We start from the raw sequence: 21,932 nt of genomic DNA, 5'->3' as shown, positions 1-21,932 counted from the left end.
TGCCCGGCTCCCGTGGTCACCCGCGATCAGGGTGAGGGTGATCGGGGTCGATCACCCTGGGTCCTACAGAGCGCGAGCGAGGGCGAGGCGGGCCTGCTGCGCTGCCCGCTCAGCCTTGCGGCTGAGCCGGGCGGCACGGGCAACACGGTTGCCCCTGCGCAACTGCTGCGCCTCTCCCAGGCGCGCGCTCATCTGTGCGCGGGCCAGGTCTTCGTGCATCAAGTGACTCATGTCGGTGCTCCGGTTCAGGAAGAGGGTCATGTGAGGGGTGTGCTCCGAGAAGGTGCGCTGGTCGGGATGGCGGACGCTTACGCGGCCGCCTCGTTCTTGCGGGGCCGTCCACGGGGACGCTTGCGGGGGATCACTGCTCCTTGCAGGAACAGCTCACCTCCCCAGACGCCCCAGGGCTCACGCCGGTCGAGAGCTCCGCTGAGGCACAGTGCCTGGACGGGACAGTCCTGGCAGAGGGCCTTGGCGAACTCCACGTCGCTCGGTGACTCTGCGAACCACAGCTCGGGGTCGTTCACCCGGCAGGGCAGCAGGTCGTGGTCGACGTGACCGGCCTGGTCGTGCAGCAGACCCAGGGACAGGTCAGGCTGCTCGCTCTCCGAGAGAGCCCCAGCAGTGCGGTCGAGAACGCTGATGGTCATCATTTCACCTCCTTCTCGGTGACCTGATCGCGGTGCAGATTGGTGCGGTGCGAGATCTGGGGCCTGGGTGCGAGAAACACAAAGGCCGCGGATCCCTGGGTGGGATTCCGCGGCCTGGAGGTGCCGGTCTGGTTGCTAGCTCAGACGGGTGGACTCCAGGCGTGGACTCCCGGGACGTAGGCGACGAGGCCCATGTGTCCCTGGGGTGCGACGGCGCGCAGACGTGCGATGACCGGGACGCGGCGATCGACAGCGCGCTGGCCCGTCACCCAGGTGGTGCCGAGGACGACGTGGCCGCACACGGGCATGCCAAAGTCGGACGCGGTCGTCTGGATGGACGGGGACGTCGTGATGATGTTGGTGATCATGCGGGCCACCTCCTTCGGATCTTCGGGCGCCGACCGTGTCAGGGTCGTGGTGCGCGATTTGCTTGGTGACGGAAAGTTACCCCGCCCCCGATGTCATGAGCAAACGATTTTATGACTATTTCTGAGATTTTCTTTCCGGCCCGTTCTCGAACGGCCTCTCAGGGGCTCCCGCAGCCGCCGGAGCCCGGTCTTCTCGCTAGTCCATCAACGCGAGGACGTCGTCGCCGTAGCGCTCGATCTTGGACGGCCCCACCCCGCTGATGCTCAGCAGGTCGGCCTCCGAGCGTGGCTTGTGCTCGGCGATCAGCTGGAGGGTCGCATCGGTGAACACCACGAACGCCGGCACCTCGTCGTCGCCGGCCCGCTCCTTGCGCCACTCGCGCAGTCGCTCGAACAGGGCCTCGTCGTAGGAGGCGGGGCAGTCGGCGCACCGGCCGCGTTTCTTCTCGGGGCCGGTGCGCAGCGGCTTGCCGCACTCGCGACAGCTGGCCACCTTGCGACCGGCCGGGGTCGCCCGCTCGGCGCGGGACTCGGCGGGCAGCAGCGGGTCGAGGAAGCGCGACGGCTTGCGACGCGCGGCCTGCCCGGGGTTGCGGGCCTGGGCCCAGGAGAGCGCGAGGTCGATGCGGGCACGCGTCATGCCGACGTAGAGGAGGCGACGCTCCTCCTCGATCGCGGCCGGGGTGTCGGCGTAGGTGATCGGGAGCGTGCCGTCCTGGAGCCCGCAGAGGAAGACCGAGTCCCACTCGAGGCCCTTGGCGGCGTGGAAGGTGGCGAGGGTGACGCCCTCGGCGACGGGGGCGTGCTGCTCGGCGGCGCGGCGGTCGAGGTCGTCGACGAAGGCCCCCAGCGTCGCGCCGTCCGCGCGGGCGAACTCCTCGGCCTGGCTGACCAGGGCCTGCCAGGACTCCCAGCGGTCACGGGTCTGGCCGCGCGAGCCCGGGGCCTCGACGGTCCAGCCCATGCCGGCCAGGGTCGCCTTCACGGTGTCGACGAGACCGTCGTCGCCGGCCTCCCCCGACCGGGCTGTGCCGCGGATGCGGGTGACGGCCTCGCGAACCTCGGGCCGGTCGAAGAAGCGGGCCGCGCCCCGGATGACGTAGGGGATGGCGCGGTCGGACAGCGCCTCCTCGTAGGCCTCGGACTGCGCGTTGATGCGGAAGAGCACCGCGACCTCGGAGAGCGGGCGGCCCTGGTCACGCAGGGCCTGGATGCGCCCGGCGATCTTCTGCGCCTCGGCGACCTCGTCGGGGGCGGGGGTGTAGGTCACGGCGGGACCGGCCGGTCGCTGGGCCCGCAGCTCGACGCCCTTGCTGGTCGAGCGGGCGAGCAGGGTGTTGGCGGCGGTGACGATCTGCGGGGTGGAGCGGTAGTTGCGGACCAGCTCGATCGAGGTGGCCTGGGGGAACTTGGCGGTGAAGCCGGTGAGGTAGTCGGCGTTGGCGCCGGCGAAGGAGTAGATCGTCTGCGCCGGGTCACCGACGACACAGATCTCGTCGCGTCCGCCGAGCCAGAGGTCGAGCAGCGCCGACTGGAGGGGCGAGACGTCCTGGAACTCGTCGACGACGAACCATTTGTACTGCCGACGCACCTGGGCGGCGACGCGCTCGTCCTCGGCCAGGATGCCGGCGGTGAGGAGCAGCACGTCCTCCATGTCCATGCGGCCCTGGTCGCGCTTGACCTCCTCGTAGGCGGCGAACACCCGACCCACCGCGTCGGGAGCCTGCCCGGTCACCGAGCGCCCGCGCTGCTCGGCGATGCGGGCGTAGTCGTCGGGCTGGACGTTGCTGACCTTGGCCCACTCGACCTCGGAGGCCAGGTCGCGCAGCAGCGCCTGGTCGGCGTTGAGCCGCTGACGACGCGCGGCCGTGGCGAGCAGGCCGATCTTGGACTCGATGATGCTCGGCAGCTCGGTGCCGTGGACGTGGGGCCAGAAGTAGCGCAGCTGGCGCAGGGCGGCCGAGTGGAAGGTGCGTGCCTGGACAGCGCCCGCACCGAGCTGCCGCAGCCGCCCTCGCATCTCCCCCGCCGCGCGGGTGGTGAAGGTGACCGCCAGGACCTCCGACGGCGCGTAGACGCCACTGTGGACGCCGTGGGCAATGCGGTGGGTGATCGCCCGGGTCTTGCCCGTCCCGGCACCGGCGAGGACCCGCACCGGACCGCGCAGCGTCTCGGCCACCCGGCGCTGCTCGGGGTCGAGCGCGGCGAGCAGGTCGGGGGCGCGGTCGGCGCCCCTCTCGGTGTCGGGCGACATCGTGGAACAACTCCTGGTGCGAGGTGGTTGGATCGGGTGAACAAGACCCTAGACGGCGGAGGCGACAGTCCCAGATGAGCAGCTTCACGATGTACACGACCCCCTGGTGCGGCTACTGCCACCGGCTCAAGAGCCAGCTCGACCGTGAGGGGATCACCTACGACATCGTCGACATCGAGCAGCAGCCCGAAGCAGCCCTGATCGTCGAGTCTGCCAACAATGGCAACCAGACGGTGCCGACCCTGGTCTACTCCGACGGCACCGCCCAGACCAACCCGTCCCTGGCCCAGGTCAAGGAGAAGGTCGCCTCCCTGTGAAACGACTTCGTCGTTCCATGGGGAGTACTCGCTGCGCTCGTACTCCCCGGCCCTAGCGGACTCACCAGCTGCCGGGGAGCGGGCCGCCGTACCAGTGCTCGATCAGTGACCGGCTGATCGAGACGCCCCCGGGCAGCACGAGCGTGCCGGCCTCGGCCTGCTCGCGCATCTCGGCGCGGGTGAACCACGCCGCCTCCTCGATCTCGTCCCGGTCGACCTCGATCGTGGTCGACTCGGCGCGGCCGATCATCCCGAGCATCAGGCTCGCCGGCAGCGGCCAGGGCTGGTTGCCGAAGTAGGTGACGGCGCCGACCCGGACGCCGACCTCCTCGGCGACCTCACGGCGTACGGCGTCCTCGAGGGTCTCCCCCGGCTCGCAGAAGCCGGCCAGGGTGGAGAAGCGGCCCTCGGGCCAGACCGACTGCCGGCCCAGCAGGCAGCGCTCGTCGTCGCTTCCGGGCTCGCCCGAGGTCACGAGCATGATGACCGCGGGGTCGGTGCGGGGGAACTGCGGCTTGCCGCACTGCGCGCAGTGCAGCTCGTGGCCGGCCGCTGCGGGGACGAGCGCGCCCCCGCAGCGCGGGCAGAAGCGGGTCGCCCAGTGCCACTCGGCGAGCCCGAGGGCGTGGAAGACCAGCGGCGCCACGTCGGTCGAGCCGCCGGCGAGGGCCGGCAGCAGCCCCCGCAGCGGGAACCACTCCCCCTGCTCGGCCTGGGCCGGGCCACCGTCGGCGATGAGCGCGAACCACGTGTCGTCGTCACGCTCGCCCAGCAGCACCCGCACGCCGTCGGGCGCCTGCTCGGGGCTGGTCCACTCGATCGCGCCGTCGCGCGGACGCACGCGCGTCCCGGACACCACGAGCACCCGCGTGCGCGGGTCGGACCAGCGCTCGTCCAGCCAGGCGTCGTCCTTGCGGCGCAGGCCGGAGCGGTCGTGGGCAGGCGTCGAGAGACGGAGGTGGGGATGAGTCACGGACCCGAAGTTAGTCCTAGGGTCATGAGGCATGAGCACCCACATCGGCGCCGCTCCCGGCGACATCGCTCCGCTCGTCCTGATGCCCGGCGACCCGCTGCGCGCCCAGTGGATCGCAGAGACGTTCCTCGACGACGCCCGCTGCTACACCCAGGTGCGCGGGATGCTCGGCTTCACCGGCACCTGGCAGGGGCAGCCGGTCTCGGTGCAGGGCAGCGGGATGGGTCAGCCGTCGCTGGCGATCTACGTCAACGAGCTGTTCACCGACTACGACGTGGCGTCGGTCATCCGGGTCGGCTCCTGCGGAGCGCTGACCGAGCGCCTGGCGGTGCGTGACCTGGTCATCGCCTCCGGCGCGTGCACCGACTCGTCGATGAACCGGATCGCCTTCGAGGGCCTCGACTACGCCCCGGTGGCCGACTTCGGGCTGCTGCGCGACGCGGCGGCCGCCGCCGAGGCCCGGGCCGCGACCTGGGGGCAGGACGGTCCGGCCGTGCACGTGGGATTGATCTTCAGCAGCGACTCGTTCTACGCCGCGCGGCCCGAGCTCACCGCGCGGATGGTCGACTACGGCGTGCTGGCCGTCGAGATGGAGGCGGCCGCGCTCTACACGCTGGCCGCCAAGCACGGGCGACGCGCGCTGGCGATCTGCACCGTGTCCGACCACATCGTGACCGGCGAGGAGACGTCCTCGCACGAGCGCGAGCAGACCTTCGGCGAGATGGTCGAGATCGCGCTGACGGCCGGCCTGGCCCCGGGGGCATAGCCGGACGCCCCACGGCGTTGAGCCCGGCGTGGAGATCCTCGACGCGGTGGTCATCGGTGCCGGGCAGGCGGGCCTGTCCTCGGCCTTCCACCTCGCCCGTCTGGGACTGAGCCACGTCGTGCTCGACGCCGACGCAGCACCGGGTGGGGCGTGGCAGCACCGCTGGGACTCGCTGGCCATGCACGACGTGCACGGGATCGCCGCGCTGCCCGGCTCGACCGCACCAGGTGACTCGGAGCTGCGCGCCAACACCGTGCTGCCGTCGTACTTCTCCGCCTACGAGCGCGAGCACGCCATCCCGGTCGTCCGGCCGGTCGCAGTGGACCGGGTCGAGGACGAGGGCGGGCTGCTGGTGACCCACGCCGGCGACCGGTCCTGGACCAGTCGGGCGCTGGTCAACGCGACCGGCACGTGGAGCCACCCGTTCGTCCCGCACTACCCCGGCATCACGACCTTCCGTGGGGAGCAGCTGCACACGGCCGACTACCCCGGTCCCGAGCACTTCCGCGGCCGGCGGACCCTCGTCGTCGGTGGGGGTGCGTCGGCGGTGCAGCTGCTCGGGGAGATCGCGCCCGTGACCGACACGCTGTGGGTCACCCGACGCCCACCGGTGTGGCGCACCGACGACTTCACCCCCGAGGTCGGGCGAGCAGCCGTGGCGCTCGTCGAGGACCGCGTGCGACGCGGTCTCCCACCCGCCAGCGTCGTCAGCGTCACCGGGCTCGCACTGCGCGAGCAGGAGCGCGAAGCCTCCCTGCTGGGGGCCTACGAGCGCCGAGCGATGTTCGTCGCCATCGAGTCGCACGGCGTCCGGTGGGCCGACGGTTCGACCTCGCCGGTCGACGTGATCCTGTGGGCGACCGGCTTCCGCCCGGCCGTCGGTCACCTTGCTCCCCTGCGCCTGCGCAGCCCCCACGGCGGGATCCAGCTCGACGGCACCACCGCGGTCGTGGACCCCCGCGTGCAGCTCGTGGGCTACGGCCCGTCGGCGAGCACGATCGGCGCCAACCGTGCGGGACGGACGGCGGCACGCGGCGTCGCCGCCTGGCTGGACGACGAAGCGGCGGCTACGGCCTGAGCAGCTGCTCCAGGAGCTCGCGGCCGGGCAGGTCGGGCGGCTCGACGAGCCGGCCGCTGCGGACGTAGTAGAAGCCGGCACGCACCTTCTCCAGGGGGACGCCGTGCAGCTCGGCCCAGGCGAGCCTGTAGACGGCGAGCTGCAACGGGTCGGCGTCATGGCTGCGGCTGGTCTTCCAGTCGACGACGAGGAAGCCCCCACCCGGCTCGGCGTAGACGGCGTCGATGCGCCCCCGGACCACCTGGCCGTCGAGGACCAGCGCGAAGGCAGGCTCCACGACGTGCGGGACCCGGTCGGCGAAGAGGCCCTTCTCGAAGAGCTCGACCAGCTCGGCCAGCTCGGCGTCGTCGGTCACGTCGGCATCACCACGACCCGAGAGCTCGTCGGGGTCCAGCAGCGACTGCTGGCCGAAGCGCGCCTCGACCCACGCGTGGAACCGGGTGCCGAACCGGGCGGCCGGCGACGGCTGTCGCGGCATCGGGCGGGCCAGGTCGCGGGCGAAGGCGTCGGCGTCGTCCCGCAGCCGCGCGAGTGCCGTGGCCGACAGGCTGGACGGCAATGGCACCGCCACGTCGGTGGCGCGGTCCTGCCGGGCCTCCACGAGCAGCCGGTCGATCTCGGCGTCCCAGTCGGCGACCTGCGCGGCCTCGACCATGTCGAGGCCCTCGTCGAGCGCCTCGGGATCGGCGGCCAGGACACGGGCAGCGGCGTCGAGCCGGAGCCGGGCCTCGACCCCCCGCTCGGTCGGTGGCCACGGCCGCGCGGGGTCGACGGCGTCGTAGGGGTTGGGGTCGCCCTTGACCGGCTTGTCGCGCCAGCGCTCGACCGGCTCGTCCCACGCCTCGAGCTGCTCGCGCACGACCCGCTGGTAGTCGGAGGGACCGTAGGGGGTCGCACGGGTGGCCCAGCAGTAGGAGGTGACCGAGAGCAGGTGCGCGGCCCGGGTGAAGGCGACGTAGCCCAGCCGGAGCTCCTCCTCGGCGTCGTGCGCCCGGGTGGCGGCGCGGTAGGCGTCGAGGGCGGCCTTGTCGGAGCCCTGCAGCTGGGGCAGGTCGGCGGCGTCACCGCGCAGGGGCGCCGGCAGCACCGACGGCGACGACGTCCACAGGGTGCGCGAGCGGTTGGAGGGGAAGCGGGTCTCGCACACCCCTACGAGGAAGACCGAGGCCCACTCGAGGCCCTTGGCGCGGTGGACGGTGAGCAGCTTGACCGAGTCGGCCTCGCTGGGGGTCGCGATGTCGAGGCCGTTGCCCTGGTCGTCCTCGGCCGTCAGGTAGGCCAGGAGGGCCGGAAGGGTCACGTCGCCGTCGACGGCCTGGAAGTCGGCCACCGCCTTGACGAAGAGGTCGAGGTTGTCACGTCGAGCGGAAGCAGCGGGACTCACCGCGGAGGCCAGCTCGACGTCGACCCCGGTCGTCTCGAGGATCCGGCGCACGACGTCGAGCAGCGGCTCGCCGACGTGGGTGCGCAGCTGGCGCAGCTCGCCGGCGAGCAGCGCGAAGCGTTCCCGGGCCTCCGAGGAGAAGGGCGCCTCCCCCGGGTCGGCGAGCGCGTCGTCGAGGGCCGGGATCTCCGCCGGGTCGATGCCGTCGGCGATCTCGACCAGCTGCTCACCGATCGACGGTGACTCCGCCCGTCGCAGGTGGCGACCCGCGAGCTCCTGGGCCCGACGGCTCAGCAGGCGCAGGTCACGCGGACCGATCGCCCAGCGCGGCCCGGTGAGCAGCGTGAGCATGGCGGCGTTGCAGGTGACGTCGTGGAGCAGGTGCAGCGTCGCGACGACCTCGGCCACCTCGGGCAGGCGCAGCAGCCCGGACAGCCCGACGATCTCCACGGGGACCGAGGCGCGGGTGAGGGCGTCGAAGACGTCCTCGGCGTGCGCGTTGTCGCGCGTGAGCACGCCGATGTCGGACCATGCTCCCGTGTGGGCCAGCTGCACCGCCGAGACCAGGTGGTCGAGCTCCTCGGCGTGGGTCTCGAACACCGCGGTCGTCACGGTGCCGCGCTGGGCCTCGGGCGCGGCCAGCAGCGGCTCGACCTGGTCGTAGGCGGCGTAGAGCGGCGCGGCCAGTCGGTTGGCGACCTCGAGGATCCGCTGGTCGGAGCGACGGCTGACGGTGAGGTGGTAGGTCGGGCAGGTCCCGGAGGCTGCGGGGAAGGTCTGGTCGAAGTTCAAGATGTTGGAGACCGAGGCCCCGCGCCAGCCGTAGATCGCCTGGTTGGGGTCACCGACCGCCGTGACGGCGTGGCCCAGGCCGGTCGCCGGGTCGGGCCCGGAGAAGAGCCGCGACAGCATCGTGGCCTGGGCGACCGAGGTGTCCTGGTATTCGTCGAGCAGGACCACCTTGAACTTCGCCCGCTCGGCGGAGCCGACCTCCGGCTGGTCGTCGGCGAGCCGGGCACCAAGCTCGATCTGGTCGGAGAAGTCCATGAGGCCCAGGTCGCGCTTGAGGCGGCGGTAGCCGGCGACGAGCTGCAGCAGCTCGGCGCGCCGGTCGATCGCGGAGATGGCCTTCTCACAGGCCTCGCGATGACCCTTGCGGTCCTTGCCGGCGCGCTCCTCGACGATGGCACGCTCGAAGCCCCGGCGGGCCTCCGCGTCGGTCACTCGCACGTCGTCGGCACTGCGCAGGTGCTCGCTCATCGCACCGTCGAGGGCGAGGAGGTTCTGGATGGCGGTGGCCGGGTGGTCGGTGAGGTGGACGACCTCGCCGGTGAAGCGGTCGACGACCCGGGCGCCGAGCTGGTAGCGCGCGGCGTCGGTGATCACCCGGGTGTCGGGCTCGTGGCCGATGCGCAGGCCGTGCTCGGTGAGCAGGTTGGCGGCGTAGGCGTTGTAGGTCAGCACCGTCGGCTCGACCGGCTCCTCGGCGTCGCCGTCGGCTCCGGCCGGACCACGGGTGGTGTCGAGGGCGCCCGCGGCCACGAGGGCGTCGCGGATCTTGCGACGCAGCTCGCTGGCGGCCTTGGTCGTGAACGTGAGGCCGAGGACCTCCTCGGGCCGGACCTGGCCGGTGACCACGAGGTAGACCACCCGGGCCGCCATCAGCGTGGTCTTGCCCGACCCTGCTCCGGCGATGACGACCGCGGGGGCCAGCGGCGCGGAGATCGCCGCCCACTGCTGCTCGCTGGGCGCGTAGGGCGTCTTCATGACCGCCTGGAGGTCCTGCGGCGTCTCGATCCGCAGCGGCGCGGTGCCCGTCACTGGTCGGTCACCGACCCGGCGCTCTTGATGGGGCAGATCGGGACGAACGAGCAGTCGCGGCACTGCGTGCCCGCCACGGCCGGGAAGCGCTCCGTGCGCAGCAGCTCGGCTGCCCGGACCAGCTCGTGGCGCAGGGCTCCGCGATAGGGACCCTGGTCGTCCTGGGGGTCCTGCGTCTGCACGGCGGCCGCGGCGGAGTCGTCGAGGATGCCCAGCTGGACCAGCTCGGCACCACCGGCCCTGGCGGTGCTCCCCTCGGGGAGCAGGTCGTCGACGGCACCCCGGTCGACGGCGTACTGGTAGAGGCCGAGCTGGACGTGCTGCTCGACGGACTTGTCGCTGGGCTTGTTGCGACCGGTCTTGAGGTCGACGACGACGACCGAGCCGTCGGCGTCGAGCTCGACGCGGTCGGCGTAGCCGGTCAGCTCCACCTCGACGGGCTCTTCGCCCTCGGCCCCCAGGGTCACGACCGCCCGGAAGGGCTGCTCGGTGGCCAGCAGGGTGCGGCTGTTGGCGTGGTGCCACTGCAGGAAGCGCGCGAGGGCAGACCGCACCCGCTCGTGCTCGCGGGCCTTGGACCACGGCGTGCGGAACTCGAGCCGGTCCCAGACGTCGTCGACGTGGGTCATCAGCAGGTCGGTGTCGCCCGGGCCGGCCGGGATCTCCCCGGAGGCGACGCGCTCCGCGAGGGCGTGGAGCAGCTGACCGAGGTTGGCCGACTGGTGGGCCCGCGCGACGCCGCCGGCCTCCCGCTCGAGGAACCACTGGGTGGGGCAGACCATCAGCGACTCGAGCACGCTCGCGGAGACCGGCACCGGCTGGTCCGGGTCGCGCACGGGCTGCACCGACCGTGACGCGGCGCGGGTGCCCCACCAGGAGGCGGGGTCGGCCTGCGGCACCAGGGGCCTGGTGCCGACGGTCTCCCCCGCGAGCCGGGCCAGGCGCCGCGCCGCGGCGTCACGCAACGGTTCCGGGGTCTCCGGGTCGGCGAGGGTGCGCCTCAGCTCACCGACGAGGCCGCCCATGGAGAGCGGTCGGGCGGGGCGTCCGACGACGTGGGCGACGTCGCCGACCCCGAGCTCCTCCAGGAAGCGCGACGGCTGCTCACCGTCGTCGTCGGGCGACTCGACCGCGGTCACCACCAGGCGCTCGCGGGCCCGGGTGCAGGCGACGTAGAAGAGCCGACGCTCCTCGAGCAGGAGCTCGCGCGTGCTCACCGGCGGCACGAGCCCGCCGGTGCCGATGCGGTCGGCCTGGAGCAGGGTCGTGCGGCGACGCAGGTCGGGCCAGGCGTCCTGCTGGACGTGGGCGATGACGACCAGGCGCCACTCGAGCCCCTTGGACCGGTGCGCCGTCAGCAGCCGCACCGACGCGCCGCGGGCACCGCGCTCGGCCAGGGTGTCGGCCGGGATCTGCTGCGCGGTGAGCGTGGCGAGGAGGTCGGGGACGCCCAGGTGGACCCGCTGCTCCTCGGAGCGCGCCACGACGTCGAAGAGCGCGCAGACGGAGTCGAGGTCTCGGTGGGCACGACGGGCTGCACCACCACCGATCTCCACCGCCCGGCGCAGCCGAGCGGGCCAGCCGGTCCCGGACCACAGGTGCCAGAGGACCTCCTCGGCCGACGCGCCCTCGTCCAGCGCCTCACGGCCACTGGCCAGCAGGTCACCGAGCGCACGTGCACGCGTGATCTCGGGGCCGTGCAGCCCGTCGAGGAACGTCGGGTCGACGACCGCGCGGCGGACCAGGTCGCGCGACGGAGCAGGCGAGGTGCCCTCGGCGTGGGCCTGCTCCTTGGCGCGGGTGCGCAGCGCTCGGGCCAGGCGTCGTACGTCGCCCGAGTCGAGGCCGCCCAGCGGGCTCAGCAGCAGCGCCTCGGCGCGGGTGGGATGGACGTAGGCGACGTGGTCGGGGTCGTCGTTGTCGAGGTTGACCACGGCCGACATCGCGTCGATCAGCGGCAGCACGGCGGGGTCGCGGACCAGCGGCACCTCGTCGCTGGCGACCTCGACGGGCACGCCGGCGGCGCCGAGCGCCCGGCGCAGAGGCGGGATCGACGTCCGACCCGAGCGCACGAGCACCGCCATGTCGTCCCAGGCGATGCCGTCCTCGAGATGGGCCCGGCGGAGCAGGTCGGCGAGGTGCTCGGCCTCGGCCCGGTCGGTGTCGAAGGTGCGGACCAGCACCTTGCCGTTGCCGATGCCGGGGGCGTCGGCCCGGGGCTCGAGGAAGGCGAGCTTGGCCGCCTCGGGGATCGAGCCCGGCAGGGCCAGGCGCGAGGCGACCCGTTGGGAGGCGAGGAGCAGGTGCGGTCCGAAGCGACGCGTCGTGCGCAGCGCCACGACGTCGGCGCGCTCGCCGTCGGCCTTCGGGAAGTCGGCGGGGAAGTCGAGGATGCCGCGCACCTCGGCGCCGCGGAAGCCGTAGATCGACTGGTGGGGATCGCCCACCACGGTGAGGTCGCGGCCGTCGCCGGCGAGCTGGCGCAGCAGGGCGACCTGGCCGGGGTCGGTGTCCTGGTATTCGTCGACGAAGACGTGGCGGTAGGCGGCGCGCAGCTCGTCGCGGTGCTCGGCGGCCTCGATGGTGGCGCGGCGGATGAGGTCGGCGTAGTCGGTCGCGCCGACGTAGTCGAGGTTGGTGAGGTATTGCTCGAGGAAGAGCCCTGCGGCGATGAGCTCAGGAAGGTCGTGCTCCTCCCCCAGCGCCCGGAGGTCGGCGCCGTCCTTGCCCTTCTCGCGGGCCCGCGAGAGCACGGCGTTGACCTCGCGGGCGAAGCCGCGCGTGCCCAGCGCCCGGTGGAGCGACTCTGGCCAGGTCACCGACTCGGGGTGGTCGGTGAGGAGCTCGCGGAGCACGACGTCCTGCTCGGGCGCGGAGAGCAGGCGCAGCGGGGCGGCGTAGATCTCGGCCGGGGCGTAGCGCCGCACGAGACCGTAGGCGAAGGAGTGGAACGTCGCGCACAGGCTGGTCGCCATGGTGCGCCCCAGGCGGGCGGTGACCCGGTCACGGAGCTGCTCGGCGGCCTTGCGCGAGAAGGTCAGCGCCAGGACCTCGTCGGGTCGCGCGCCGTCCTCGACCCGCCGCACGATCGCCTCGACCAGGGTCGTGGTCTTGCCGGTGCCGGGCCCGGCCAGCACCAGCAGCGGGCCGCCCGGGTGGTCCACCACCTGCTGCTGGTGCTCGTCGAGCTCGGGCACCACGACACGCGTGTCGGGGCGGACGAGGTGGTAGGTCGACGGCGGCACGAGGCCACCTCATCACACGGCGCCGACAGTGCAGGGCGACGACCTCGGGAAGCCCGCTGGCTGCGGGACGTCATGCGAGCCGAGCAGGCGACTCCACGATCCGTATGACGTCCCACGGCCGGTGCCCCTCGGCGGACGTCAGGCGAGCTCGACGGCCAGCACGTAGCGGTGGTTGGGCACCAGGATGGGACCGTCGGGGCCCTCGGCGGCGTAGTCGACGAGCCCCTCGTCCACCCACCCCTCGCGCTCGTAGAACCGACGGGCTCGGGCGTTGCCGGCCGCCGCGACCAGCCAGGCACGGTCGTGGCCGGCGTCAGCGATGTGCCGCACGCCCTGGGCCATGAGCGCCTGCGCCACGCCCGTGCCGCGATGCCGCCGATCGACGAAGACCTGCTCGAGCTCGTCGTCGTGGACGACCACGAAGCCGGCCACGACGCCGTCGACCACCGCGACGCTCGTCTGCGCCACCCGGTCGGCGGTGCGGGTCCGGAAGGACTCCGGCGTGCGCACGGCCGTGAGCTCGTCGGGGACGTGTCCGTCATGGCCGTCGTGCCAGCCGGTGTCCCAGATGGCGGCCACCGCCTCGACATCGTCAGGGGTTGCCGGTCGCAGCACGAGGTCGCTCACGCGCAGCAGCGTAGGTCCCCCGGAAAGTGCCCAGAGCGTCGCCGTCCGGACCGCCGTCCGGACCGCCGGGCTCGATCACGACCGAGAATGGCTCGATCCCAGCAGATCAGGCCTCGACGGTCCGCTCGTTGTAGACCCCGGCGGGCTCCTGGCCGGTGAGCCCCTGGATCGCGGCCATGATCTCGTCGGTCACCTCACGGCGGGCCCGCCCGAGCGGGACGCCCTCGAAGCGACCGGCCACCTGGATCGGCTCACCGAAGGAGACCGTGACCCGGGCCAGCGTGGGGAACCGAGCGCCCACGGGCTGGAGCCGCTCGGTGCCGATCAGCCCGACGGGCACGACGGGCACGCCCGCGGTCAGCGCGAGGTGCGCGACGCCGGTGCGCCCGCGGTAGAGCCGGCCGTCGCGCGAGCGGGTGCCCTCGGGGTAGATGCCGAAGGCACCACCACGCCCCAGCACCCCCAGCGCCGTGTCCAGGCTGGCGATCGCGGCCTTGGAGTCGTCGCGGTCGACGGGCAGCATCCCGAGCCCCTCGAACCAGCCGCGCTGGAGCGCACCCCGGACGCCGGTGCCGGTGAAGTAGTCGGATTTGGCGAGGAACGCCACGGGCCGTGGAGCGACGATCGGGATGATCATCGAGTCGGCGAAGCTGAGGTGGTTGCTGGCGAGGATCACGCCACCGCTGGTGGGGACGTGCTCGAGGCCGTGCACCGTCGGACGCCACACGGCCTTGGCCAGCGGCGGGACGACGGTGTGCAGCACGTGGTACATCACGCCGCCCAGTGTGCTGGTTACCGGCCGGTCAGCCGATTCGCCCTGCGGGCCGTCCGCCCCGGCTCACGGTCGCCGCCGGACGTACGGCGTGGACGTGGTGACCCGGCGCAGGCCGGAGCGCTCCAGGATCGGCCGCGACATCTCGGTGCAGTCGCTGTGCAGGTAGCGCACGCCGCGCGCCATCGCCGACGCGGCCCGTGCGCCCGTCAACGCCCGGTAGATCCCCCGACCGCGCCACTGCGGCAGGGTCGCGCCGCCCCACAGCCCGGCGCACTCGGTCCCGGGCACGATCTCGAGCCGGCCCGCGCTGACGACCACGCCGTCGGACGACTCCGCGACCCAGACCTCCGTGAGGCCCTCGCTGCGCTCGACGCGCGCGAGGAGGTCGGCCCCGCTGCCGCCACGACCGAAGACGCTGACCTGCATGTCGGCGGCCGCCTCGAGCAGGGCGACCCGGTCGGCGAGCTGGTCCACCCGTCGTACGACGATCCCCGCGGGGGGCTCGACGGCTGCGGCGAGCAGCGCCTCGGCCTCCCCGAGCATGATCGTCTCCTCGTCCTCCGGCTCGAAGCCGGCGCGGAGCAGCCGGCCGTGGAGGTCGTCGGTGAGGTCGTGCGACCGGGTCTTCCACTCCACCGAGTCCACGGCGGGGTCCGCGAAGAAGTGCCCCACGCTGCGGTGGACCAGGGCGTCGAGCTCGGCTCCTCCGACGTGCTCGAGCGAGCGGTAGGTGACCATGCCGCCGAAGCCGTAGGTGGCTCGCCACACGGGCCCGTCCTGGTCCCAGGCGCTGCTGCCGATCACCTCGGACTCCCCGCGCAGCTGCCGGTCGTAGGTCTCGAGCAGGTCGTGGGTCATGCACCCATCATCACCCCGGGACACGATGCTGGGCGCCGGCCGACCGGCACTCACCAGTCCAGCAGTGCCGAGACCTGCCGGGCGAGGGTCATGGGGTCGAAGGGCTTGGGGATGACCCCGGCGATCGGGAGACCGTCCCAGACCTGACGCTCGTCGGCCTGGCGCTTGGCGGTCACGAGGATCACGGGGATGTCCTGGGTCCGCTCGTCGGCCCGGAGCCGGTGGAAGGTCTCGATGCCGTCCATGACCGGCATCATCACGTCCAGCAGGATCGCGTGGGGACGGTGCTCGGCGGCCAGCTCCAGGGCGGAGGCGCCCCCGTCGGCGGAGAGGACCTGCCACCCGCCCACCAGCTCGAGGGACAGCTGGGCGATCTCGCGGATGGAGTCGTCGTCGTCGACGACGAGCACGACGGGCACCGCGGGGTTCATCTCGGCCGCACCGGTCCGGCGAAGGTGCCGGCGTAGTAGGTCTGGCGGTCGATCTTCTCGACCGTCACCTCGGCCTGACTGTGGAGGAAGTGCTCGATCGCGGCCCCGAAGCCCAGGGACTCGTCGTTGAACGCACAGATGTCCCAGGCGCAGACCGCTCGCTTCGCGACGAGGAGCTCGACGACGCGCTCGATCATGGCCTGGAAGACCCGGGAGCGCCGGTGCTCGGCGCGCACGAGGGTGAAGCCGAGGTAGAACACCGCCCGGCGCGCGGTGTGCTCCGGGTAGTGGTGCGCGAAGTAGTCCGGGCTGATCCACGGCACCGTCTCGAGGTCGGAGGTCAGCGTGGAGATGCCGACGATCTGGTCGTCGAGGCGGGCGACGTACTTGTGCACCCGCGGGTCGCGCATCTCCTCCATGAACTCCGACTCGTGCAGCACCTGGCGCGCCACCGCCCGGGTCGCGAGCTCGCCGAACGTCGCGCGGTAGAGCTCGAAGTAGTCGTGGGCCGTCTCCTCGTCGACGCTCTCCTCGATCGTGACCGTCGGGCGGTGCGTGGTCTCAGCGCGCATCGGCGCCCCAGGAGACGACCGAGTAGGCGGCCAGGACCAGGGCGCAGACGGGCCGGTCCACGCAGTGCGCCGAGGACACCATGGTCTCCACCTCGCCGTAGCCTCCGCCCCTGCTGTCGACCATGTCGGTGAGGGTCAAGGTGATCATCTCGAGCAGGGACTCCTCGCTGCCCGCGTGGTGCTCCACGAAGAGCCCCGCCCCGGTGTCGGGGTCGCGGACCCAGCCGAGCCCGGCCCAGACGATCTCCCCCGGCTGCTCCGCGTGGGCCGCGGACAGCACGCAGTAGAGCCGGTCCCCGTGCACACCGCCGAGGGCGTCCCTCTCGAGCCGGACGGCACTGCCCGGAGGGATGACCGACGACAACGGGATGAGGTTGAAGTTGGACACCCCGGCGTCGAGCAGGGCCCGGTCGAAGGCGGCCAGGGCTGTCCGCCCGACCCCGCTGCCGCGGCGGACGGTGATGTCCGGGGCGAAGCCGTCGGGGATCGTGGAGGGGACGCGGTTCACGCGGATGACTCCTTCGTGGGGGACTCAGCGCGAGGCAGGCTGAAGTAGAGGGTGGTGCCGTGGCCGAGCGAGCTCTCGGCCCAGATCCGGCCACCGTGGCGTTCGACGATGGAGCGACTGATGGCCAGCCCGAGGCCGGTGCCGCCCTTGACGCGGGCATCGGAGGAGTCGACCTGCTCGAAGCGCTCGAAGATCGCGTCCAGCTTGTCGGCGGGGATCCCCCGACCCTCGTCCCGCACCCGGAACACGACCTCGCCGCGCCTGGCTCCGGGGCCGTCCTCGGGGACGGTGTCGGCGACGACGCGGCCGCCCACGTCGGAGAACTTGATGGCGTTGCCGAGCAGGTTGGTCAGGGTCTGGATGATCTGGTCCTCGTCAGCGCGGACGGCACCGACGCACGAGCCGATCTCGACCTCGATGCTCATCGAGCGCGCCAGCCCGTCGATCTGCGCCACCGCTGCGGACACGAGATCACCCGCCTCGATCCGGGCGACCTCCATGGCTCGCGTCCCGGACTCGATGCGCTCGAGGTCGAGGACGTCGTCGATCAGCCGTGTCAGCCGCTCGCTGCTCTGCACCGCGATCGTCAGCACCGATCGCGCGCTCGTGCTGAGGTCGCCGAGGACCCCGCCGGCCAGCAGCCCCAGCGAGCCGCGGATCGACGTGAGCGGCGTGCGCAGCTCGTGGCTCACCACGGAGAGGAACTCGTTCTTCATCCGGTCGACCTCACGACGCTGCGTGACGTCGCGGAAGACCACCACGGCGCCCTGCACGAGGTCCTCGTCGACCACGGGGCTCGCGGTGATCTCGACGGGGAAGGCCGTCCCGTCCGCGCGGACGTAGCTGTCCTCCTCGGCGTTGGTCACGATGCCCGAGATGGCCTCCGTGACGTAGCAGCCGCTCCACGGGTAGGGCAGCCCCTCGGGATCGGGGCCGTGGAAGTGGTCGTGGGCGTGGCGACCGAGCAGGTCGTCGGCGCGGTGACCCAGGGCGGCCGCACCCGAGGGGTTGATGAAGGTGACCCGGCCGTCGACGTCGACGCCGTAGATGCCGTCGCCGACCGAGGTCAGGAGCACCTCGGTCTGGCGCGCGAGTCGCCGCAGGTCGGTGGTCTGCTCGGCAACCCGGCGCTCCAGGCCACGGCGCAGCTGGGCGTTGTCGCGGGCGAGCAGCGCCTGCCGAGCTCCGGCGGAGACGATGAGCACGAGCCACAGGACCGCCTGCGGTCGCTCGAGCCGGCCCTCACCGGCGGCCACCTGCACCACACCGGCCACCAGGAAGGCCGTCACGACGAGGGCCGTGCCCCAGGCATCGGTCGCGTCGGTCTCGTGGGTGGTCTCGGGTGCGTCCTGGGTGGTGCTGGGGAAGCACGCTGCGAGCCCGATGAGGACGTAGCCGGTGATCCAGCCGAGGTCGAGCACCGTGCCGAACTCAAAGGTCTCCTGAGCGGCACGCACGGCGAAGGTCAGGTCACCGACGGCGTACATCACGAAGCCGCTGGCGATCAGGGCCAGCGGCAGCCGGTCGGCGCCGCTGCCGCGCAGCACCAGCAGGACGGCGACCGTGGCGAGCACGACGTCGAGCACGGGGAAGGCCAGGTCGACCGCACGTGCCGAGAGGTTGCCGGAGGCCGAGCCGATGAGCTCGTCGTAGACCAGCACCGACGACATCACGAGCACGGCGGCCGCGGCGACGAAGCCGTCCAGGGACAACAGCACCTGGTCGACCCCGCGCCGCCGGGTCGTGGGGAAGTTCAGGACGCCGACGATCGAGAGCAGCAGTGCCACCCCGATGGTGGTCTCGCCCACGACGCTCGGGGCGGTCACCGGGTCGGCACCCACGACGGTCGACCACACGTTGCCGGCGACGGCGACGATGGCCGCGCTGGTCAGCAGCAGCCAGGAGCGCCGGCGGCGTCCCCTCGTACGCCGGGTGCGCGTAGCGCAGGCGAGGAGGGTGAAGAGGCCGGCGACCAGGAGTCCGACGCCGCTCACCGCGGCGCTCAGGTCGGTCGGGTCACGCACCTCGAGGAGCAGCCCGAAACCGACGACAGCGGCGAGGGACGCGGGCAGCACGATCCGGAACGCGCGCTTCTGCGCGGCCAGGCCCCGAACCCTCTCCATGCCCCGGAAGGTACCGCAGAGCGGATCGTCTCGACCGGGGGACGCCCGGGGAGGACTCCCGGGCATAGGCGAAGGGCCCTCGTGAGTATGAGTCACAAGGGCCCTTCTGGGTGATCGGTCTCGGTGATGCTCGCGATCGACTGCTCGTCATCTCCGGCCCCGGCAGGCGCATCACCCGACTGCCGCGACAGGTCCCCGGGCGAGCCGGTTCTCCGTCGTCTGGACCCTCGTCTCCGAGCTGTCCCGCTCTCCCCGGGGGGAGTGCGTGGGACAGTTCTACGCCCGGTGTGACGCCCGGCACAAGGGGTGGACGAGACATTCTCCTGGTTCCACCGGAAGAGGGCCGGTCCTCCACAAGGTCGGCCCTGGTCATGCACAGATCGCGCCTGGTTCTCCACAGGTGATCGTCCATGACCTGGCTGGCCGAGCTGAGTACGAACGCCTAGGCACCCTGAGCCGAAGGACCATGGCCCCTGGCGCCCCAGGAGCGTCTGATGGGCGCATGACGCGTTACGCCGATCCCTTCGCCTGCCCCGACTGCCACACGCCGATCCCCCTCGGCGCCGACACCTGTCGGTCCTGCGCCCTCCCCCTGACCCACCCGCTCGCCGGCGAGCTGCTGCGCACCCTCACGCGCGCCGACGACCTGCTGGGCCAGCTGCGCGCCGTCGCGACCCGCCCCGTCGCCGTGAGCGCCGGCGGCTCGATGGTCCCCCCGGTCGCCCCGATGCCGGCCGCAGCGCCCTCGCCGCGTCGTACGGGCCTGCGCGCGGCGTCGGTCCCCCAGGTCCTGCTCGGCCTCGGCGCCACCTGCCTGCTCGTGGCCGCCGTCATCTTCCTCGCCGTCGCCTGGTCCTGGCTCGGCATCGAGGGGCGTACGACGGTCCTGGTCGCGCTCACCGCCATCAGCGGCGGCACGGGCGCCTGGCTCGCCGGGCGCGGGCTCCGCGTGGCAGGCGAGGCGCTGACCGTCGTCGCGCTCGGCCTGCTGACCCTCGACGTGGTCGGCGCCGACAGCGCGGGCTGGCTCGGTGACCTGTCGATCGCGGGTCTCGTCGCCGTGGTCGGCGGCGTGCTCGGCTCCGTCTCGCTGGGACTGGCCCTCACCCCCACCCGCCTGGTCGTCCCGCAGCTGGCCGCCGCCCTGGGGCTCGGCCTCGCCTGGGCCGGCGCGGACGGTGTGGTCGACGGACAGGACCTCCTCGTCCCGACGTTCGCCGTCCTCGCGTTCGCCGCCCTCGCGCTCGTGGGTCGCACGACCCGGCGCACCGTGCTCCCCTGGGCCGCGTTGGTCGGCGCCGGCTTCGCGTGGTTCGACCTGCTGGTCTCCTCGCTCGACAGCCTCGAGGTCGACGGCGTCATCACCTTCGCCGGGGTGTGGGGCGGCACCGGTGGGGGCGTCCTCGTCGCCGCAGCGCTGCTCCTCCTGCCGCTGGTGCTCGACCGTCGCCACGAGCTGGCGGCCACCTGCCTCACCGCTGCCACCGTCCTCACGACCGGGATCCTGACCGCACCGGCCTTCGACGAGCCGCTGACGACCGCGACCGCCGTCGCCCTCGGCGTGCTCCTCGCCGCCACCGCCGCCGCACGCCTCCTGCCCCGCGTCTGGTCCGTCGTCACCCTCGTCCCCGCGGCGCTCGCCGCGCTCCCGGTGGCCATCGTCGCCGCAGCCCTCCTCCTCGACGCCGGCATCCGCGTGCTCCTGGTCGAGGGTCAGGACCTCCGTCTGTCCGACGAGGAAGCACTGGTGCACCCGACCCTGCTCGTGCCCGCCACGGTCGCCCTGCTCCTGCTTCTCGCCGTCGCCGCGCCGCGCCTCCAGCGGGTCGTCGCACGCACCGTCGCGCCTCTGGCGCTCGTCGTCACCGCCGTCGCCACCCTCGCCCTCTTCGCGGTGCCGCTGTGGACCGTGGTCGTCGCCACCGCCGTGGTCGGTGCCGCCCTCATGGGCGACGGCCTGCGCGCCGAGGCTCTCGTGGGCACCGTCCGTGCGGTCCTCGGCGGGGCCGTCCTCCTCGCCGCGGTCGTGGCCTCGCTGCCCTCGCCGGCGCTCCTGACCGGCACCCTGGCCCTGCTGACGCTGGCCGCGACGGGCGTGCTGCTCCGGGGCCGGTTCCCCGAGGCCGACCTGCTGGGCGGCGTCACCCTCCCGGTCGCTCTCGCAGCAACCATGTGGTCCGCCGCGGACCTCGCCGCCGTCGACACGGTCCTGCGTGCCGTGCCGGTCCTCGTGGTCGTGGGCCTGCTCGCGATCGCCCGTCCCCGCGTGGAGCTGGAGGCCTCGGCGGCGCTCGCCGGCGCCACGGCGGCCGTGCTGTCGGTGGTCGCAGCCGTCGACGAGCCCACCGCACTGGCCGTCCACCTCACCGTGGCCGGCGCGCTGGTCACCGCCACCAGCCTCGTCCACACCTCGCGCCGCCCGCTGGGGTGGGTCGGCGGCCTCCTGCTCGCCGCCGCCACCTGGGTCCGGCTCGCCGACCTGGGGGTCGAGGCACCCGAGGCCTACACCCTGCCGACCGCTGCCGCTCTGGTGCTCCTGGGTCTGCACCGCCTCCGCACCGTGCCCGAGGCCGCCAGCACTGCCACGCTCAGCCCCGGCCTGGTGCTCGCCACGGTCCCGTCGCTGCTGTGGGTGCTGGCCGGTGACCCGGTCTCGCTCCGGGCGCTCCTGCTCGGTGCTGCGTGCCTCGGGCTCGCCCTGCTCGGCGCCCGGCTGCGCTGGAGCGCGCCGCTGGTCGTCGGCGCCGTGGTCGGCGGGCTGCTGGCGCTGCGCGAGCTGGCGCCCTACGCACACCAGACGCCGCAGTGGGTCGTCATCGGCCTGGCCGGCACCGTCCTGACCGTGGTGGGCGTGACCTGGGAGCGTCGGCTCCGTGAGCTGCACCAGGCCGCGACCTACCTCGAGCGGCTGCGCTGAGGACCCGACGCCGAGTCGGCGCAATGTTGCAGGGCTCCAGGCTGCACCATCGCGCCGACTCGGCGCACACCTGTCACCGGGCGGCCGGAGACCAGAAGGCCGCGGCGATGTCGACGCTGCCCGAGCGGCGCAGCGGGGTGCCCTCCTCGAGGTAGGCCTGACGCGCCTCGTCGTGGTGGCTCGGCGGCAAGGACCCGTTGCTGCGCACCACCCGCCACCACGGCACGGGCCCGCCGTGGCGCGACAGGCATGCACCGACCTGCCG

At 72.9% G+C, this 21,932-nt stretch carries 18 protein-coding genes and 1 pseudogene; 4 read left to right on the top strand and 15 right to left on the bottom strand.

The window, feature by feature from the left end; genetic code table 11:
* Positions 1 to 63: 63 nt before the first annotated feature.
* The 4 genes from AAG827_RS18410 to AAG827_RS18395 all read right to left on the bottom strand — a co-directional run bounded on the left by AAG827_RS18410 (position 64) and on the right by AAG827_RS18395 (position 3,272).
* Positions 64 to 261, bottom strand: a complete 198-nt coding sequence (locus AAG827_RS18410; RefSeq protein ID WP_309648089.1) for a hypothetical protein — start codon at positions 259 to 261, stop codon at positions 64 to 66.
* Between the two features lie 47 nt (positions 262 to 308).
* On the bottom strand, positions 309 to 650 hold the full coding sequence (locus AAG827_RS18405) for a WhiB family transcriptional regulator (RefSeq protein ID WP_341927673.1): 342 nt from the start codon (positions 648 to 650) through the stop codon (positions 309 to 311).
* A gap of 140 nt (positions 651 to 790) precedes the next feature.
* Complete coding sequence (locus tag AAG827_RS18400) at positions 791 to 1,018, bottom strand: hypothetical protein (protein WP_341927672.1); 228 nt, start codon at positions 1,016 to 1,018, stop codon at positions 791 to 793.
* A gap of 196 nt (positions 1,019 to 1,214) precedes the next feature.
* The gene (locus AAG827_RS18395; RefSeq protein WP_341927671.1) at positions 1,215 to 3,272 is read right to left on the bottom strand and encodes an ATP-dependent DNA helicase UvrD2; all 2,058 of its coding nucleotides are present in this window, start codon (positions 3,270 to 3,272) and stop codon (positions 1,215 to 1,217) included.
* 74 nt (positions 3,273 to 3,346) lie between these two features.
* Between AAG827_RS18395 and AAG827_RS18390 the strand changes: the two genes are divergently transcribed.
* Positions 3,347 to 3,589, top strand: coding sequence for a mycoredoxin (locus AAG827_RS18390; protein ID WP_341927670.1), 243 nt, complete (start codon positions 3,347 to 3,349; stop codon positions 3,587 to 3,589).
* Positions 3,590 to 3,650: 61 nt separating this feature from the next.
* Here the strand turns inward: AAG827_RS18390 and nudC are convergent, their stop codons facing one another.
* Positions 3,651 to 4,562 carry an NAD(+) diphosphatase gene (gene nudC, locus AAG827_RS18385; RefSeq protein ID WP_341927669.1) on the bottom strand — a complete coding sequence of 304 codons (912 nt, stop codon included), beginning with the start codon at positions 4,560 to 4,562 and terminating at the stop codon, positions 3,651 to 3,653.
* Positions 4,563 to 4,593: 31 nt separating this feature from the next.
* Between nudC and deoD the strand changes: the two genes are divergently transcribed.
* Both deoD and AAG827_RS18375 read left to right on the top strand, forming a co-directional pair.
* Complete coding sequence (gene deoD, locus AAG827_RS18380; protein ID WP_341927668.1) at positions 4,594 to 5,328, top strand: purine-nucleoside phosphorylase; 735 nt, start codon at positions 4,594 to 4,596, stop codon at positions 5,326 to 5,328.
* A gap of 28 nt (positions 5,329 to 5,356) precedes the next feature.
* Entirely contained in the window at positions 5,357 to 6,406 is a 1,050-nt protein-coding gene (locus AAG827_RS18375) for an FAD-dependent oxidoreductase (protein ID WP_341927667.1), read from the top strand.
* On the opposite strand, the gene AAG827_RS18370 is transcribed toward AAG827_RS18375, so the two are convergent.
* From AAG827_RS18370 to AAG827_RS18330, 9 genes are all read right to left on the bottom strand, one after another.
* Complete coding sequence (locus tag AAG827_RS18370) at positions 6,396 to 9,611, bottom strand: UvrD-helicase domain-containing protein (protein WP_341927666.1); 3,216 nt, start codon at positions 9,609 to 9,611, stop codon at positions 6,396 to 6,398. The two genes, AAG827_RS18375 and AAG827_RS18370, sit on opposite strands and share 11 nt — an antisense overlap.
* The gene (locus AAG827_RS18365) at positions 9,608 to 12,856 is read right to left on the bottom strand and encodes an ATP-dependent DNA helicase (RefSeq protein WP_341927665.1); all 3,249 of its coding nucleotides are present in this window, start codon (positions 12,854 to 12,856) and stop codon (positions 9,608 to 9,610) included. The genes AAG827_RS18370 and AAG827_RS18365 overlap by 4 nt, the downstream gene beginning before the upstream one ends.
* Positions 12,857 to 12,994: 138 nt before the next feature.
* Positions 12,995 to 13,483 carry a GNAT family N-acetyltransferase gene (locus tag AAG827_RS18360; protein WP_341927664.1) on the bottom strand — a complete coding sequence of 163 codons (489 nt, stop codon included), beginning with the start codon at positions 13,481 to 13,483 and terminating at the stop codon, positions 12,995 to 12,997.
* Between the two features lie 106 nt (positions 13,484 to 13,589).
* On the bottom strand, positions 13,590 to 14,255 hold the full coding sequence (locus tag AAG827_RS18355; protein WP_341927674.1) for a lysophospholipid acyltransferase family protein: 666 nt from the start codon (positions 14,253 to 14,255) through the stop codon (positions 13,590 to 13,592).
* Between the two features lie 66 nt (positions 14,256 to 14,321).
* Positions 14,322 to 15,116 (bottom strand): GNAT family N-acetyltransferase, encoded by a 795-nt coding sequence (locus tag AAG827_RS18350; RefSeq protein WP_341927663.1) that lies wholly within the window; start codon positions 15,114 to 15,116, stop codon positions 14,322 to 14,324.
* A 50-nt stretch (positions 15,117 to 15,166) separates the two neighbouring features.
* Positions 15,167 to 15,535 (bottom strand): response regulator, encoded by a 369-nt coding sequence (locus tag AAG827_RS18345; RefSeq protein WP_341927662.1) that lies wholly within the window; start codon positions 15,533 to 15,535, stop codon positions 15,167 to 15,169.
* 8 nt (positions 15,536 to 15,543) lie between these two features.
* Positions 15,544 to 16,119 carry a hypothetical protein gene (locus AAG827_RS18340; protein WP_341927661.1) on the bottom strand — a complete coding sequence of 192 codons (576 nt, stop codon included), beginning with the start codon at positions 16,117 to 16,119 and terminating at the stop codon, positions 15,544 to 15,546.
* A complete protein-coding gene (locus tag AAG827_RS18335) occupies positions 16,109 to 16,627 on the bottom strand; it encodes a pyruvoyl-dependent arginine decarboxylase (RefSeq protein WP_341927660.1) in 519 nt (172 codons plus the stop codon). Before AAG827_RS18335 ends, AAG827_RS18340 begins: the two co-directional genes overlap by 11 nt.
* A complete protein-coding gene (locus AAG827_RS18330; protein WP_341927659.1) occupies positions 16,624 to 18,750 on the bottom strand; it encodes an ATP-binding protein in 2,127 nt (708 codons plus the stop codon). The genes AAG827_RS18335 and AAG827_RS18330 overlap by 4 nt, the downstream gene beginning before the upstream one ends.
* Before the next feature lie 502 nt (positions 18,751 to 19,252).
* Here AAG827_RS18330 and AAG827_RS18325 point away from each other — a divergent pair.
* A complete protein-coding gene (locus tag AAG827_RS18325) occupies positions 19,253 to 21,667 on the top strand; it encodes a hypothetical protein (protein ID WP_341927658.1) in 2,415 nt (804 codons plus the stop codon).
* A gap of 73 nt (positions 21,668 to 21,740) precedes the next feature.
* On the opposite strand, the pseudogene AAG827_RS18320 reads toward AAG827_RS18325, so the two are convergent.
* Positions 21,741 to 21,932: pseudogene (locus AAG827_RS18320) on the bottom strand (cysteine methyltransferase); the annotation flags it as partial.

Source organism: Nocardioides psychrotolerans (genome assembly GCF_943371775.1).
GTDB classification, from domain to species: Bacteria; Actinomycetota; Actinomycetes; order Propionibacteriales; family Nocardioidaceae; genus Nocardioides; species Nocardioides psychrotolerans_A.
The sequence above is the reverse complement of the archived record's forward strand: the minus strand, read 5'-3'. Positions and strand labels throughout refer to the sequence as shown.

What these genes read in the sequence shown, in the direction of transcription:
- AAG827_RS18410 (WP_309648089.1), bottom strand. Translation starts at nt 261, where the DNA reads ATGACCCTCTTCCTGAACCGGAGCACCGACATGAGTCACTTGATGCAC.
- AAG827_RS18405 (WP_341927673.1), bottom strand. Translation starts at nt 650, where the DNA reads ATGACCATCAGCGTTCTCGACCGCACTGCTGGGGCTCTCTCGGAGAGC.
- AAG827_RS18400 (WP_341927672.1), bottom strand. Translation starts at nt 1,018, where the DNA reads ATGATCACCAACATCATCACGACGTCCCCGTCCATCCAGACGACCGCG.
- AAG827_RS18395 (WP_341927671.1), bottom strand. Translation starts at nt 3,272, where the DNA reads ATGTCGCCCGACACCGAGAGGGGCGCCGACCGCGCCCCCGACCTGCTC.
- AAG827_RS18390 (WP_341927670.1), top strand. Translation starts at nt 3,347, where the DNA reads ATGAGCAGCTTCACGATGTACACGACCCCCTGGTGCGGCTACTGCCAC.
- deoD (WP_341927668.1), top strand. Translation starts at nt 4,594, where the DNA reads ATGAGCACCCACATCGGCGCCGCTCCCGGCGACATCGCTCCGCTCGTC.
- AAG827_RS18355 (WP_341927674.1), bottom strand. Translation starts at nt 14,255, where the DNA reads ATGTACCACGTGCTGCACACCGTCGTCCCGCCGCTGGCCAAGGCCGTG.
- AAG827_RS18350 (WP_341927663.1), bottom strand. Translation starts at nt 15,116, where the DNA reads ATGACCCACGACCTGCTCGAGACCTACGACCGGCAGCTGCGCGGGGAG.
- AAG827_RS18340 (WP_341927661.1), bottom strand. Translation starts at nt 16,119, where the DNA reads ATGCGCGCTGAGACCACGCACCGCCCGACGGTCACGATCGAGGAGAGC.
- AAG827_RS18330 (WP_341927659.1), bottom strand. Translation starts at nt 18,750, where the DNA reads ATGGAGAGGGTTCGGGGCCTGGCCGCGCAGAAGCGCGCGTTCCGGATC.
- AAG827_RS18325 (WP_341927658.1), top strand. Translation starts at nt 19,253, where the DNA reads ATGACGCGTTACGCCGATCCCTTCGCCTGCCCCGACTGCCACACGCCG.